The following is a 15546-nucleotide window of genomic DNA, read 5'->3' as shown; positions in this document are numbered from 1 at the left end:
CGAAGAGAGGCCGACAGTGACCGCAACGAAGACAGAACTGCCGTCGCAGCGGGGCGCGTCCGGGAACGGGACCCCCGTGATCTCCGTGCGCGGCCTGTGGAAGGTCTTCGGGCCCAAGGCGGCGCGGGTACCCGACTCGCCCGAGCTGTGCGCCCTCTCCCGCCGCGAACTCATGGACCGCACCGGCTGCACGGCTGCCGTGCGGGACGTGGACTTCGACGTGCCGCCCGGCGAGGTCTTCGTGGTCATGGGCCTGTCCGGTTCCGGGAAGTCGACGCTGGTGCGCTGTCTGACCCGGCTGATCGAGCCGACTGCGGGCGAGCTCGTCTTCGAGGGCGAGGACATCCGCGCCGCCGATCAGAAGAGGCTGCGCGAGCTGCGCCGGCGCAAGTTCGCGATGGTCTTCCAGCACTTCGGTCTGCTGCCGCACCGCCGGGTCCTGGACAACGTCGCGTACGGCCTGGAGATCCGCGGCACCGGCCGGGCCGAGCGCACCCGGCGTGCCATGGAGGTGGTCGAGCTGGTCGGCCTCGCGGGGTACGAGCACTCCTACCCCGACCAGCTCTCCGGCGGCATGCAGCAGCGGGTCGGCCTCGCCCGCGCCCTCGCCGGGGACCCGGACGTGCTCCTCTTCGACGAGCCGTTCTCCGCGCTCGACCCGCTGATCCGCCGGGACATGCAGAACGAGGTCATCCGGCTGCACCGCGAGGTCGGCAAGACGATGGTGTTCGTCACCCACGACCTGTCCGAGGCGCTGAAGCTCGGCGACCGCATCCTCATCATGCGCGACGGGCGCACCGTCCAGTGCGGTACGGGCGACGAGCTGGTCGGTGCGCCCGCCGACGACTACGTCCGGGACTTCGTGGCGGACGTGCCGCGCTCGCACGTGCTCACCCTGCGCTGGATCATGCGCCCGGCCCGCCCGGACGACGCACTCGACGGACCGGAGCTCGGCCCGGACACCGTCGTCCGCGCGGCGACGCGTGCCGTCCTCGCCGCGGACCGGCCCGTGAAGGTGGTCGAGAACGGGCGGCTGCTGGGCCTCGTCGGCGACGAGGAGATCCTCGCGGTCGTCGCCGGCGCCGAGGGCGGTGCGTGATGGCCGTCCTGGCAGCGGCGACCGCGCGGCGGGCGCCGGTACGCGGCGGGCGCGCACTGGTCGCGGCCGCGGTCCTCATCGGGTGGGTCGTCCTGTGGCTGGTGCTGCGCGGCATCCACACGCTTCCCCTCGGCACCGCCGAACTGACCCCGCTCCACCGGCGGTTCAACGAGATCAACGATGCCGTGGGCGCGGACCGCAACAGCAACCCGGTCTTCCTCTACGTCTTCAACGAGATCCGGCTGGTCATCGACGACCTCGTCACCTTCCTCCAGGCTCTGGTCGCGCAGCCGTCCTACGGCCGCCCGGTCCCGGTGGTCGGCTGGCTGGGCGTCGTCGCCCTCGTCGGATACGTCTCGTGGGTGTTCGGGAACGTACGGGTGGCGGCCCTCGCCGTCGCCGGGTTCGTCCTCTTCGGCCTCCAGGGACTGTGGCGCGAGAGCATGGACACGCTCGCCCTGACCGTGGCGGCCGTCCTCGTCTCCCTGCTCGTCGGCATTCCGCTCGGTGTCTGGGCCGGGCTGTCCGACCGGGTGCACCGCCTCGCGACCCCCGTGCTCGACTTCATGCAGACGATGCCGACGTTCGTCTACCTGGCCCCGCTGACGCTGTTCTTCCTCATCGGCCCGGCGTCCGCGACGATCGCGACGCTGATCTTCGCGACCCCGCCCGCGGTACGCATCACCGCCCACGCGATCCGCTCGGTCCCCGCCGCCGCGGTCGAGGCGGCCGAGTCGCTCGGTGCGACCCGGAGTCAGACGCTCGCCACCGTGCTGCTGCCGATGTCGAGGCGGACCGTCGTGCTGGGCGTGAACCAGACCATCATGGCCGCGCTGTCCATGGTCACCATCGCCGCCCTCATCGACGCGCCCGGGCTGGGCAAGACCGTCGTCAAGGCGCTGGAGACGCTCGACGTGGGCACGGCGTTCAACGCCGGCCTCGCCATCGTCGTACTGGCCATCGTGCTCGACCGCGTGACCACCGCGGCGAGCGAGCGCAGCGAGATACGGGTCCCTCCGGCCGGGGGCCGGGGGAGGGCCGAGGACGCCCGGCGGGGCGGCGGCCGCTCGGCGCGGTGGCGCCGCCCCCTGCTCCTCGCCGGCGGCGTGCTCACCGCCGTGTGCATCTGGCTCTCCCACACCTACGTCTGGGCGGCGCAGTTCCCCTCCGACACCGGTGTCGGAGCGGCGATCGCCCGTACGGCGGACTCCGCCACCGCCTGGGCGCAGGGCAGCTTCGCCGGTGTGACGGGCGCTCTGCGCGAGGTGGTCACCACCTTGCTGCTCAACCCGTTCGAGGCGCTGCTGACGGGCTCCCCGTGGTGGCTCGTCGGCGCGGTGGCCGTGGCCGTCGGCGCCCTGCTCGGCGGCCGGCGTGCGGCGGCCACCGCGGCGGTGTGCGTGGCGCTGATCGTCGGCACGGGCCTGTGGCGGGACAGTATGACGACGCTGGCCTCCAGCATGGTCGCCACGGTCATCGTCATGGCCCTCGGCGTCGTGGTGGGCGTGTGGATGGGGCGCAGCGCCGTGGCCGACCGGCTGATCCGTCCCGTACTCGACGCGGGCCAGACGATGCCGGCGTTCGTCTATCTGGTGCCGTTCCTGGCCCTGTTCGGCGCGAGCCGGTTCACGGCGATCGTGGCGGCGATCGTCTACGCGGCCCCGGTGACCGTGAAGATCATCGCGGACGGGGTGCGAGGAGTGCCGCAGAGCACGGTGGAGGCGGCGCTGTCGGCCGGCTCCAGCACCTGGCAGATCATCACGAAGGTGCAGCTCCCGATGGCGCGCGGCTCCCTCGCGCTCGCCGCGAACCAGGGGCTGGTCTACGTGCTGTCGATGGTCGTCGTCGGCGGGCTGGTCGGGGCGGGCGCCCTCGGCTACGACGTCGTGGCGGGCTTCTCGCAGGGCCAGTTGTACGGCAAGGGGCTGGCTGCGGGCCTGGCCATCGTGCTGCTCGGGGTCATGTTCGACCGGATCACCCAGGCGGCGGCGCACCGGGCGGCAACAGCCCCCGGCGGGCGCTGAGGCGGAAAGAAGGGGCAGGACACATGGCAGGAAACCTCAACACAGGACCGGCGCCGCTACGGCGCCCGGGCCGGCTGGCCGCTCTGGCCGGACTGTCGGCGCTGGCCCTCGCGCTCGGCGGATGCAGCGGCGCGAAGGTGGGGGAGGCGGGCGCCGGGCCTTCGGGCGGCGGCGCCGGCGCCGGGAAGTGCGGCTCCTTCAGCCTCGCCGTCAACCCGTGGGTCGGGTACGAGGCCAATGCGGCGGTCATCGCCTACGTCGCGAAGAAGGACCTCGGCTGCGAGGTGACCAAGAAGGATCTCAAGGAAGAGGTCGCCTGGCAGGGATTCGGCACGGGTGAGGTCGATGCGATCGTCGAGAACTGGGGCCACCCGGACCTGAAGAAGAAGTACATCGAGCAGCAGAAGACGGCCGTCGCCGCCGGGGAGACGGGCAACAAGGGGGTCATCGGCTGGTACGTCCCGCCGTGGATGGCGCAGAAGTACCCGGACGTCACCAAGTGGCAGAACCTCAACAAGTACGCGGAACAGTTCAAGACCTCGGAGTCCGGCGACAAGGGTCAACTGCTCGACGGGGACCCGTCGTTCGTCACCAACGACGGCGCTCTGGTGAAGAACCTGAACCTCGACTTCAAGGTGGTGTACTCGGGGAGCGAGGCCGCGCTGATCCAGGCGTTCCGCCAGGCCGAGGCCAAGAAGACGCCCGTCATCGGCTACTTCTACGAACCGCAGTGGCTCTTCTCCGAGCTGAAGCTCGTGAAGGTGGAGCTGCCGGAGTACAAGGCGGGCTGCGACGACGACCTCGAGAAGGTCGCCTGCGACTACCCCGTGTACGCGCTGGACAAGATCGTCAGCAAGAAGTTCGCGGATTCGGGCAGCCCGGCGTACCAGCTGGTGAAGAACTTCAGCTGGTCGAACGAGGACCAGAACCTCGTGGCGAAGTACATCGCGCAGGACAAGATGTCGCCGGAGGACGCCGCGCGGAAATGGGTGGAGGCCAACCGTGCGAAAGCCGACGCCTGGCTCGGGAAAAAGGGCTGAGCCGGCCGCGTTCCCCCGTACCGCACCGTGCCCGGCGGGCTGCTGCGACAGCCCGCCGGGCACGGCTGTTTCCGCAGTCCGCACAGGGGAGTTGCGGCGCGATCGGTCCTCTTGACACCGCACGGGGCGACCGGCAGTGTGAGTTGCGCAACCTGCACCACGTTGCGCTGACGGCAACTCGATTGCGTTCGAATCGGAGGGGCGGAGATGGCGGGACCGCGCGTGGTCATCATCGGAGCGGGTGTCGTGGGCGCAGCGCTGTCGGACGAACTGTCCTCCCGCGGCTGGACCGAGGTCACCGTCGTCGACCAGGGTCCGCTCCCCGCCACCGGCGGCTCCTCGTCCCACGCCCCGGGCCTCGTGTTCCAGGCCAACCCGTCGAAGACCATGACCGAACTGGCCCGCTACACCGTCGAGAAGCTCTGCGCCCTCGACGTCGACGGGCAGCCGTGCTTCCTCCAGGTCGGCGGCCTCGAAGTGGCCACCACCCCGGAGCGCCTCACCGACCTGAGGCGCCGGCACGGCTGGCTCACGTCCTGGGGCGTCGAGGGCCGGCTCGTGGACCCGGACGCATGCGTGGCCTTGCACCCCCTGGTGAACCGCGAACGGGTGCTCGGCGGACTGCTGGTCCCCACCGACGGCCTGGCCAAGGCCGTGCTCGCCGTGGAGGCGCAGATCCGGGCCGCCCGGGCCAGGGGCGTACGCTTCCTCGACCGCCACGAGGTCCTGGACATCCGTACCGAAACCGACGACACCACCGGCGGCGACCGCGTCACCGCCGTGGTCACGGACCGCGGCGAGATCCCCGCCGACATCGTCGTGTGCTGCGCCGGCATCTGGGGCCCCAAGGTCGCGCGCATGGCCGGGATGAGCCTGCCGCTGACCCCCCTCGCCCACCAGCTCGCATGGACGGGCCCCGTCCCCGCACTCGCCGGGCAGACCGAGGAAGCGGTCCGCCCCATCCTGCGCCACCAGGACGCCGACCTCTACTACCGCGACCGCTTCGACCGGCTCGGCATCGGTTTCTACGGCCACCGCCCGATGCCGGTCTCCGCCGACGACATCGCCCGGCCGGACTCCTCCGATCAGATGCCCTCCGTACTGCGGTTCACGGCCGACGACTTCGCCGACGCGTGGACCGAGACCCAGTCGCTGCTGCCCGCGACACGCGACGCCAAGGTCGAGGAGGGCATCAACGGGCTCTTCTCCTTCACCACCGACGGCATGCCCCTGCTCGGCGAATCACCCGACGTCAAGGGCTTCTGGGTCGCCGAGGCCGTCTGGGTCACCCATTCCGCCGGAGTCGGCCGCGCCATGGCCGAATGGCTCGTGGACGGCCACTGCTCCTCCTTCGACCTGCACGCATGCGATGTCAACCGCTTCGAGCCGCACCAGCTCGCCCCCGCGTACGTCCTCGCCCGCGACTGCCAGAACTTCGCCGAGGTCTACGACATCCTCCACCCGCTCGAGCCCGCCGGGGCGCCCCGTCCGCTGCGCACCAGCCCGTTCCACGTCCGCGAACGCGAGCTCGGAGCCTTCTTCCTGGAGGCCTCCGGCTGGGAACGGCCCCAGTGGTACGCCGCCAACGAGCCCCTCCTGGACCGGTGGGACATCCCGGTCCCCAATGACTGGGCCGCACGGATGTGGTCGCCGATCGTGGGCGCCGAAGCCCTGGCCACCCGGGAGAGCGTCGCCCTGTACGACATGTCGGCCCTGAAACGCCTGGAGGTCTCGGGCCGCGGAGCCGCAGCCTTCCTCCAGCGCCTGACCACCTCCGACGTGGACAAGTCCGTCGGCTCGGTGACGTACACGCTGATGCTCGACGAGGCCGGCGGCATCCGCAGCGACATCACGGTGGCGCGGCTCGCCCGGAACCGCTTCCAGGTCGGGGCCAACGGCAACCTCGACCTCGACTGGTTCACCCGCCACCTCCCCGACGAAGGCTCCGTGACCGTACGGGACATCACCGCGGGCACCTGCTGCATCGGCCTGTGGGGGCCGAAGGCGCGCGAGGTGCTCCAGCCGCTCACCGACGCCGACTTCTCCGACGAGGGCCTGCGCTACTTCCGGGCCCGGAGCGCCCACATCGGGGCCGTCCCCGTCACCGCGATGCGCCTCAGCTACGTGGGCGAGCTCGGCTGGGAGCTGTACACGACCGCCGACCTGGGGCTGAAGCTGTGGGACACCCTCTGGGAGGCCGCACAGCCGTACGGCGGCATCGCGGCCGGCCGGGGCGCCTTCAACAGCCTGCGCCTGGAGAAGGGCTACCGCGCCTTCGGCACGGACATGAGTCACGAACACGACCCGTACGAGGCCGGCCTCGGCTTCGCCGTGAAGCGGGGCAAGGGCGATTTCATCGGCCGGGCCGCACTGGAGCGGCGCGCCGCCGACGTACGGCGCCGCCTCACCTGCCTGACCATCGACGACCCGGCCGCCGTGGTCATGGGCAAGGAGCCCGTGTACGACGGCGGCCGGCCGGTCGGCCACGTCACCAGCGCCGCTTACGGATACACGATCGGCAAGGGCATCGCCTACGCCTGGCTGCCCGCGGAACTCTCCACACCGGGCCGTGCCCTGGACATCGGCTACTTCGACCGGCGCATCGCGGCCGTCGTCGCCGCCGAGCCGCTGTTCGACCCGGCGATGCGGCGCCTGCGCGGCCCGTCGGGAGACGCCCGATGAGCCCCCGGACGCCGGGCGCCGACCTGCCCGAGCACCCCGCGTGGCTGTGGCGCACGCCCGAGCCCAGGCGCAGCTACGACGTGGTCATCGTGGGCGGCGGCGGACACGGCCTCGCCACCGCCCACTACCTGGCGAAGAACCACGGCATCACCGACGTCGCCGTCCTCGAACGCGGCTGGCTCGCCGGCGGCAACATGGCCCGCAACACCACCATCATCCGCTCCAACTACCTCTGGGACGAGAGCGCCGGCATCTACGAGCACGCGCTCAAGTTGTGGGAAGGGCTGGAGGAGGAGCTCGACTACCCCCTCCTGTTCTCCCAGCGCGGCGTGCTGAACCTGGCGCACACCCTCCAGGACGTACGGGACAGCGTGCGCCGCGTCGAGGCCAACCGGTTGAACGGCGTGGACGCCGAATGGCTCGACCCCGCGCAGGTCAAGGAGGTCTGCCCGATCGTCGACACCTCGCCGGACGTGCGGTACCCGGTCATGGGCGCCACCTACCAGCCGCGCGCGGGCATCGCCAAGCACGACCACGTCGCCTGGGGTCTCGCCCGCGCGGCCGACGCCGCCGGCATCGACCTCATCCAGAACTGCGAGGTCACGGGCATCGACGTGCAGGGCGGCCGGGTCACCGGGGTGCAGACCTCGCTGGGCCCGATCGCCGCCGGCCGCGTCGCCCTCTGCGCGGCCGGCCACTCCTCCGTTCTCGCCGCGATGGCCGGCTTCGAGGTACCCCTCCAGAGCCACCCCCTGCAAGCGCTGGTCTCCGAGCTGCTGGAGCCCGTACACCCCACCGTGGTCATGTCCAACGCGGTGCACGTGTACGTCAGCCAGGCCCACAAGGGCGAGCTGGTCATGGGCGCCGGTATCGACGCGTACAACGCGTACACGCAGCGCGGCGCGTTCCACATCATCGAACGCCAGATGGCGGCCGCCCTCGAGCTCTTCCCCGTCTTCGCCCGCGCGCACGTCCTGCGCACCTGGGGCGGAATCGTCGACGTCAGCCCCGACGCGTCACCGATCACCGGACTCACCCCCGTGGAGCACCTCTACCTCAACTGCGGCTGGGGCACCGGCGGTTTCAAGGCCACACCGGGAGTCGGCTGGGCCTTCGCGCACACCGTCGCCCACGACGCCCCCCACCCGCTCAACGCCCCCTTCACGCTCGAACGCTTCACCACCGGCGCGCTCGTCGACGAGCACGGCGCGGCCGCGGTGGCCCACTGAGGAGCCGAGACGATGCTGCTCATCCCCTGTCCCTGGTGCGGACCTCGCGACGAGGCCGAGTTCCACTACGGAGGCCAGGCGCACGTGCCCTACCCCGCGGACCCCGCGGCCCTGAGCGACGAGGCATGGGCCCGCTACCTCTTCTTCCGCGACAACCCCAAGGGCCCCTTCGCCGAGCGGTGGAGCCACGCGGACGGCTGCCGCCGCTGGTTCAACGCCGTCCGGGACACCGCGACCAACGAGATCCTCTCCGTCCACCGGACCGGCGAGCCGAGGCCGGTGACCTCATGACGGCACACGCCTTCCGCCTGCCCGACCGGGGCCGCATCCGGCGGGACCAGCCGCTCCGCTTCCGCTTCGACGGCGTCGACTACCAGGGCTACCGGGGCGACACCCTCGCCTCGGCGCTGCTCGCGCACGGCGTCCACGAAACCGGCAGCAGCGTCAGACTCGGCCGCCCGCGCGGGATCTTCACCGCCGGAGCCGAGGAGCCGAACGCCGTCGTACAGATCGAGGCGCCCTTCCCCGAACCGATGCTGCCCGCCACCACCATCGAGCTGTACGACGGGCTCGTCGCGCGCAGCCTCCCCGGCCAGGGCCGGCTCGCCACCACACCCGACCCCGCCCGTTACGACGCCCTGCACGCCCACTGCGACCTGCTGGTCGTCGGCGCCGGCCCGGCCGGCCTCGCCGCGGCGACGGCGGCCGCCCGCAGCGGGGCGCGCGTGATCCTCGCCGACGACCGCCCCGAGCCGGGCGGCAGCCTGCTCGGCACGGGCGAGCTGTCGCAGTGGGCCGTCGCGGCGGGCGCGGAGCTCGACACGGCGCCCGAGGTCCGGGTGCTGCTCCGGACCACCGTCTTCGGCCACTACGACGACAACCACGTGCTCGCCGTGGAACGCCGCACCCACCACCTCGGCGCGCAGGCCCCCGCGCACGTCTCCCGCGAGCGGGTGTGGCGGATCCGGGCGCGCCGGGTCGTCCTCGCGACCGGCGCGCACGAACGCTCGCTCGCCTTCGCCGACAACGACCGCCCCGGCGTGATGCTCGCCGGGGCCGCTCGTACGTACCTCCACCGGTTCGGCGTCGTCCCGGGCCGCCGCGCGGTCGTGTTCACCACGAACGACAGCGCGTACGAGGCGGCACTCGACCTGGCCGCGGCCGGTGTGGACATCGCGGCGGTCGTCGACGCCCGGTCCGAGCCGGGGGAGTGGGCGGGCCGGGCCGCGCAGGCCGGCATCGAGGTGCTCGCCGGGCAAGCGGTGACGGGCACGGCAGGCGCACCCCGGATCTCCTCGGTGACCGTGTCCGCGCTCGGGGAAGGCTCCGCCGCCCGCGAGATCCCCGCCGACCTCCTGCTCGTCTCCGGCGGCTGGAACCCGGTCGTCCACCTGTTCAGCCAGGCCGGCGGCCGCCTGCGCCACGACCCGGCGCTCGGGACGTTCGTACCCGACGGCTGCCGCCAGGCGGTGGAGGCCGCAGGCTCCGCACGCGGTGAGTTCGACCTCGCCCGCTGCCTGGCCGACGGCCGGGCCGCGGGAGTCCGGGCACTCGAAGCCGAGGGCTTCGCCGCCCACGAAGCGCTCCCGCTCCCGTCCGTCGCCGAACAGCACCGGACACCCGCCCGGCACCTGTGGGTGGTCCCCGGGGCGGACACCGCCCGCTGCTTCGTCGACCTCCAGCGCGATGTCACCGTCGACGACCTCGCCCGCGCGACGGGCGCGGGCCTGCGCTCGGCGGAACACCTCAAGCGCTACACCACGGCGGGCACCGCGAACGACCAGGGCAAGACCTCCGGCGTGCTCGCGAGCGGAGTCGTCGCGCACCTGCTGGGCATCGACGTCGGCGAGCTGGGCACGACGACCTTCCGCGCCCCGTACGCCCCCGTCTCCTTCGCCGCGCTCGCCGGCCGCGACCGCGGCCCGCTGCACGACCCCGTACGCGTGACCGCGCTGCACGACTGGCACGTCGCGCACGGGGCCGAGTTCGAGAACGTCGGCCAGTGGAAACGGCCCTGGTACTACCCCCGGGCCGGCGAGGACAAGGCGGCGGCGGTGCTGCGCGAATGCCGCGCCGCCCGCGAGGGCGTCGCCTTCATGGACGCCTCCACCCTCGGCAAGATCGACGTACAGGGGCCGGACGCCGGAGTCTTCCTGGACCGGCTCTACACCAACGTGATGAGCAGCCTGAAGGCCGGCATGATCCGCTACGGCGTCATGTGCCGCCCGGACGGCATGGTCTTCGACGACGGCACCGCGATCCGCCTCGCCGACGACCGCTACCTCGTCACCACCACGACGGGCAACGCCGCGGCCGTACTGGACTGGATGGAGGAGTGGCTCCAGACGGAGTGGCCCGAACTGCGCGTGCACTGCACCTCGGTCACCGAGCAGTGGGCCACCGTCGCCCTCGTCGGGCCCCGCTCCCGGGACGTCCTGCGCGGCCTCGCCCCCCGGCTCGCCGTGGACGCCGCCGACTTCCCGTTCATGGCCTGGCGGGACACGGCCGTCGCGGGAATCCCGGCCCGCGTGTGCCGGATCAGCTTCTCCGGCGAGCTGGCGTACGAGATCAACGTACTGCCGTGGGAAGCCCCCGAGCTGTGGGAGTCGCTGTACGAGGCGGGCCGCCCCCTCGGCATCACCCCGTACGGCACCGAGACCATGCACGTCCTGCGCGCCGAGAAGGGCTATCCGATCGTCGGCCAGGACACCGACGGCACCGTGACCCCGCAGGACCTCGGCATGAGCTGGGTCGTGTCCCGGAAGAAGCCCGACTTCATCGGCAAGCGCTCGCACGCGCGGACGGACACCGCCCGGCCCGACCGCAAGCACCTCGTCGGGCTGCTGCCCGACGACCCCGGCACCCTGCTGCCCGAAGGCACCCAACTCGTCGCCGCCGCCCCGCTCCCCGAACCTCCGGTGCCGATGCTCGGACACGTCACCTCCAGCTACCGCAGCGCGGCGCTCGGCCGGACGTTCGCACTCGCCCTCGTCAAGGGCGGCCGGGACCGCATCGGGGACCGGCTGTACGCACCGGTGGCCGGCGGCCTCGTCCCGGTCACGGTCACCGGTCCCGTTCTCTACGACCCCGAGGGGGCCCGCCGCGATGGCTGACACCGCCGCCCGTCGAGCCGGGCCGAGCCCGCTGGCGCAGTACGCCGAACGCTTCGCCGCCGCCACCCGGGCCTCGGGCGGGGCACTGCGCCTGGCGGAACTCCCCTTCCTCGCCCAGGTCGACGTGCGGCTCGACCCCAAGGGCCCGGCCGCGGACGCCGCCGGACTCGCGCTCGGCTTCCCGCTGCCGCTGGAGCCCGGCACCGTCGCGCGCGGCGGCGAGCTCGCGGCGCTGTGGCTGGGCCCGGACGAATGGCTCGTCGTCGGCCCGGCCGGAACCCGGACGCACCTAGAAGCCCGGCTGCGCGAGGCCGTCGGCGACCGGCACGCGGCAGTCGTCGACGTCTCGGCGCAGCGCACCACCCTGCTCGTCGGCGGGGCCCGGGCCGCCGAACTCCTCGCCCACGGCTGTTCCCTCGATCTGCATCCCCGCTCCTTCGGCGCCGGCCGCTGCGCCCAGACCACACTGGCCCGGGCCCAGGTGGTGCTGGTCCCGCGCGACGGACACAGGCCGGGATTCCGGGTCCTGGTGCGCTCCTCGTTCGCCGGCTACCTCGCCGACTGGCTCCTCGACGCCGCATCCGAGTACACCCGGGGAGCAGACGCCGCATCCGAGTACACCCGGGGAGCAACGGACCCGACCCGGTCCTGACCACCGGCCCCGGGGGAACCCGAGCCGACGGCCGTGACAGCCCGGCACGCTGCGGTCACCCGTGGCGACCCGGTCGCGGGCTCGCCCGGGGCGGCGGGTGCAGACGTGCGGGAGGGTGTGGAGGGAACATGGTCGGGTGCGAAACCTTCCAGGGCGTGACCAGGGGGCCGCGGGGGACGCGGCTGCCGAGCGGGCCGAGGAGCCCGGCCGGCGGGCACTGGGGGAGGCGCTGCTCGAGGCCTGCAGTGAGACTCGGGCGTCCATCGGCATGCTCTACCTGCCCGACCCCGCCCGGCGCGTCCTGCATCTGGCCACGGTCTGCGGGCTGTCCCGCGAGTTCGCGCTGCCCTGGTCCCGCGTCGGCCTGGACGACCCCATTCCGGTGGCCGACGCGGTCCGTGAGAGCAGGCTCGTCTGGCTGGGCGGCATGCAGGAGACGGCCCGCCGCTACCCGCGCGTCGGCATCGTCCTGCCGTACGACTTCGCCCTGGCCGCCGCCCCGCTCGCCGCACACGCCTGCGACCGGGCCGGGCCCACGGGGGCCGGTCTCGTCCTCCTGTGGCCCGGCTCGCACGAGCCCCACCTGACCGACCGGGAACGTCACAGCGTGGAGTCGGCCTGCATCCGACTCGCACACATCCTGCGACAGGCCGCCGACGACGGCCGCCCGATCCATCCGCCGGCGCACCCGGTCATCCTGCGGCCCCTTCCCCCTCCCACACCCGGACCGGTCGAGGCGGCCGTCGCCATGGCCTTCATCCGCCGGCTGCCCGGAGGCAACTGCGCACTCGATCTGAACGGCACGATCACCTTCATCACCCCCGAGGCGGCCGAGCTGCTCGGCGCACCCGTCTCCCGGCTGCTCGGAGCCCTGCCCTGGGAGGCCCTTCCCTGGATGGACACCCCCACCATCGAGGACCACTACCGGGCCACGGCGATCAGCCGGCTGCCCCGGAGCTTCACCGCGGCGGCCCCGACCGGCCGGTACGTGCGCTTCGACCTCTTCCCGGACGACACCGGGATCAGCGTCCGCATCACCGCGGTCACCGACGAGCCCGTCCCGCCGCCCGCCACCGCCGCCCCCGAGGAGCCGTCGCCCAGCCGGGCCACCGCCCTCTACCAGCTCATGCACCTGGCAGCCACCCTCACCGAGGCCGCCCACGCCCAGGACGTGGTCGATCAGGCCGCCGACCAGCTCGTCCCCGCGCTCGGAGCCCAGGCCATGGCCCTCCTGATCGCGGAGGAGCAGCGCCTGCGCATCGTCGGTTACCGCGGCTACACGGCCGAACTCATGGCCCACTTCGACGGAATCCCCCTCAGCACCGATACCGCCACCACCCACGGCCTGAGTACGGGCAAACCCCTGTTCTTCGGCGACGCGAACGAGCTCCTGGCCGACTTCCCGGCCGTCCAGATCCTCGACGGCATGAGTGCGTGGGCCTTCCTGCCCCTGATCGCGTCCAGCCGCCCCATCGGCACCCTCGTCCTCGCCTACGCCCGCCCCCGCACCTTCGCCCCCGGCGAGCGGGCGGTCCTGACCTCCATCGCCGGGCTCATCGCCCAGGCCCTGGACCGCGCCCGCATCTACGACTCCACCCACCAGCTCGCCCGCAGCCTGCAGACCGGCCTGCTGCCCCACGCCCTGCCGCGCATCCCGCACCTCGAAGTGGCCGCCCGCTACCTCGCAGCGGCGTACGGCCTCGAGATCGGCGGTGACTTCTACGACCTCATCCGGATCGACGACACCACCGTCGCGGCCGCCATCGGCGACGTCCAAGGCCACAACGTGAACGCCGCCGCCCTCATGGGCCAGGTCCGCGCGGCCGTCCACGCCACCGCCGGCGCACCCCCCGCAGAAGTCCTCGCCCGCACCAACCGGCTCCTGACCGACCTCGAACCCGGACTGTTCACCAGCTGCCTTTACGCCCACATCGACCTCGCAGCCCGGACCGCCCACCTGGCCACCGCCGGCCACCCGCCACCCCTGCTGCGCCACGCCGACGGCCCGACGGAGATGCTCCACCTGCCCCCCGGCCTGCTGCTGGGCATCGACCCCGACGCCTCGTACACGGCCGTCGAGATCACCTTCACCCCCGCCACCCTCCTCGCCCTCTACACCGACGGCCTGGTCGAGGTCCCCGGCGAAGACCTCGAGGAAGCCATCGCCGCGGTCGCCGCGCGCATCACCGGGACCCCTGAAGACCGCCTCCTGGGCGATCTGGCGGACGATCTCATCGACCACGCCCGAAGCGGCGCTCCGCGCACCGACGACATCGCCCTCCTCCTCCTGCGCTCCCAGAGCCACTCCGGAGCTCAGCCGTAGACCACCGGGCAGCCGTACGTGAGGCAGTGGCGGGCCGCGTGGAGCCAGGGCGCGGTGGAGAAGGGCGTGTCCGCGCAGGGGACGTCGCGCGCGGAGGCGTCGCGATGCCGTCCATCGAGGGACCGGCGTCTGCGCGGGGCACGGAACGTGACGGAGCCCGGGAGCATATCCAGCTCCCGGGCTCCAGTTTGCCACCCAATTGCGCACACCGGCGGCGTTTAAGAGTCGCGGATCATTCTGAGATCGATGTGTTCTGCCTTTGAACTACCGCGCCACGAGAGAGGCGCAGAGGGGACTTGAACCCCCATCCATCGATGATCGTCCGCGCTCGGTCGATCCGGCGTTCGGCGGCGAATGCTGAGACTGGAGCGAGAATCTGAGTTTCACGGGGCCGCCTCTGCCAGGCTTGGGCCACCCCGGCTCGTGTGCCGGGGGAGGGATTTGAACCCCCAACTGACACCCCTTGGTCAGCTTCAACATCAGTTTCAGCTTTGCGCTTCGCGCGCACCCCCCCGCTCGCACAGGGGGCGATCTTGAGGCTACCGGAACAGGTAGCCGAACACCGCATCCCCGACGCGCTGGTCGGTGACCTCGGTGCCGTTGGCTTCCTCACGGGCGAACTTGACGGCCTGCTGGAGCTTTTCGACCCGGTCGAGGAGCTCGTTGACCCGGCGGGCCGGCAGCGCGCCGGAGAACTTCACCGTCGTCCAGTAACCGACCGGGACGTCCTCGTAGTAGACCTCGACCTGGGCCGGGTGCTTCTCCGTGGCCTCGGCCTTCACGTGGTTGCGCGGCACCTTCTTGGTGCGGATCGTGCGGACCGGGTCGGTCTTCCACGAGTCCGTCGAGGGGTCGACGTTCCACGCCTCCGACGCGTCCAGGACGGGGAGCTTGCGTACGAACGTGTGCAGGTCGGTGAGCTGCTTCTCGAGGAACAGCAGGTACGGGACCGGGACCTGGGGCAGCAGGACCGTTCCGTCGACGACGACGTCCGCGGCCGCCGTGCGGTTCGCCCAGTCCTTCGTCGCCGTCACGTCGAACAGCCGCGTCAGCGTCCCCGCCGTCGCGCGCAGCACGTCCTCCGCCTTGACCTGCACCCGCGTGGACTCGGGCGGCAGTTGCTCGCCCTCCTCGTCCTTGGGCTGGTACGTCCGTGAGATACCGGCGAGCAACGCCGGCTTCTGGACGTCCTGATGGGCTTGGGTCAGCTCCTGGAGAGACTTGGACTTGACGCCCTTCTCCACTGCGATGATCTGATTCAACTTCGGCACACGGGGAACTTAACAGCACATCAGTCCAGCGCACACCCGAGTTTCCGCGCCGGCCTCTCCCCGCAAACGCGCGCGGCCCGTTCCGCCGCCCGTGGTGGGCGGTGGAACGGGCC

General features: G+C 72.2%; 8 protein-coding genes and 1 pseudogene. 8 read left to right on the top strand and 1 reads right to left on the bottom strand.

Going from position 1 to position 15546, the window contains the following annotated elements:
- Positions 1-16: 16 nt before the first annotated feature.
- From AB0I68_RS11445 to AB0I68_RS11410, 8 genes and pseudogenes are all read left to right on the top strand, one after another.
- On the top strand, positions 17-1099 hold the full coding sequence (locus AB0I68_RS11445; RefSeq protein WP_363177014.1) for a glycine betaine/L-proline ABC transporter ATP-binding protein: 1083 nt from the start codon (positions 17-19) through the stop codon (positions 1097-1099).
- Complete coding sequence (locus AB0I68_RS11440; RefSeq protein ID WP_363177013.1) at positions 1099-3123, top strand: ABC transporter permease subunit; 2025 nt, start codon at positions 1099-1101, stop codon at positions 3121-3123. Before AB0I68_RS11445 ends, AB0I68_RS11440 begins: the two co-directional genes overlap by 1 nt.
- A 23-nt stretch (positions 3124-3146) precedes the next feature.
- Positions 3147-4163: an ABC transporter substrate-binding protein gene (locus tag AB0I68_RS11435; protein ID WP_363177012.1), complete on the top strand. Its 1017-nt coding sequence runs from the start codon at positions 3147-3149 to the stop codon at positions 4161-4163.
- Positions 4164-4370: 207 nt separating this feature from the next.
- Complete coding sequence (locus AB0I68_RS11430; RefSeq protein WP_363177011.1) at positions 4371-6845, top strand: FAD-dependent oxidoreductase; 2475 nt, start codon at positions 4371-4373, stop codon at positions 6843-6845.
- Positions 6842-8074, top strand: coding sequence for a sarcosine oxidase subunit beta family protein (locus tag AB0I68_RS11425; protein WP_363177010.1), 1233 nt, complete (start codon positions 6842-6844; stop codon positions 8072-8074). The genes AB0I68_RS11430 and AB0I68_RS11425 overlap by 4 nt, the downstream gene beginning before the upstream one ends.
- 12 nt (positions 8075-8086) lie before the next feature.
- Positions 8087-11187 (top strand): annotated as a pseudogene (locus tag AB0I68_RS11420) (sarcosine oxidase subunit delta family protein).
- Positions 11180-11839 (top strand): sarcosine oxidase subunit gamma family protein, encoded by a 660-nt coding sequence (locus AB0I68_RS11415; RefSeq protein ID WP_363177009.1) that lies wholly within the window; start codon positions 11180-11182, stop codon positions 11837-11839. The pseudogene AB0I68_RS11420 and the gene AB0I68_RS11415 overlap by 8 nt, the downstream one beginning before the upstream one ends.
- A gap of 136 nt (positions 11840-11975) precedes the next feature.
- On the top strand, positions 11976-14162 hold the full coding sequence (locus AB0I68_RS11410; protein ID WP_363177008.1) for a SpoIIE family protein phosphatase: 2187 nt from the start codon (positions 11976-11978) through the stop codon (positions 14160-14162).
- A 539-nt stretch (positions 14163-14701) separates the two neighbouring features.
- Here AB0I68_RS11410 and AB0I68_RS11405 read toward each other — a convergent pair.
- A complete protein-coding gene (locus tag AB0I68_RS11405) occupies positions 14702-15433 on the bottom strand; it encodes a hypothetical protein (RefSeq protein ID WP_363177007.1) in 732 nt (243 codons plus the stop codon).
- Between the last annotated feature and the right edge of the window lie 113 nt (positions 15434-15546).

The sequence above is a fragment of the Streptomyces sp. NPDC050448 genome (assembly GCF_040655295.1).
Classification (GTDB): Bacteria; Actinomycetota; Actinomycetes; order Streptomycetales; family Streptomycetaceae; genus Streptomyces.
Note: the sequence above shows the minus strand (reverse complement) of the source record. Positions and strands in the feature narration are given on the sequence as shown.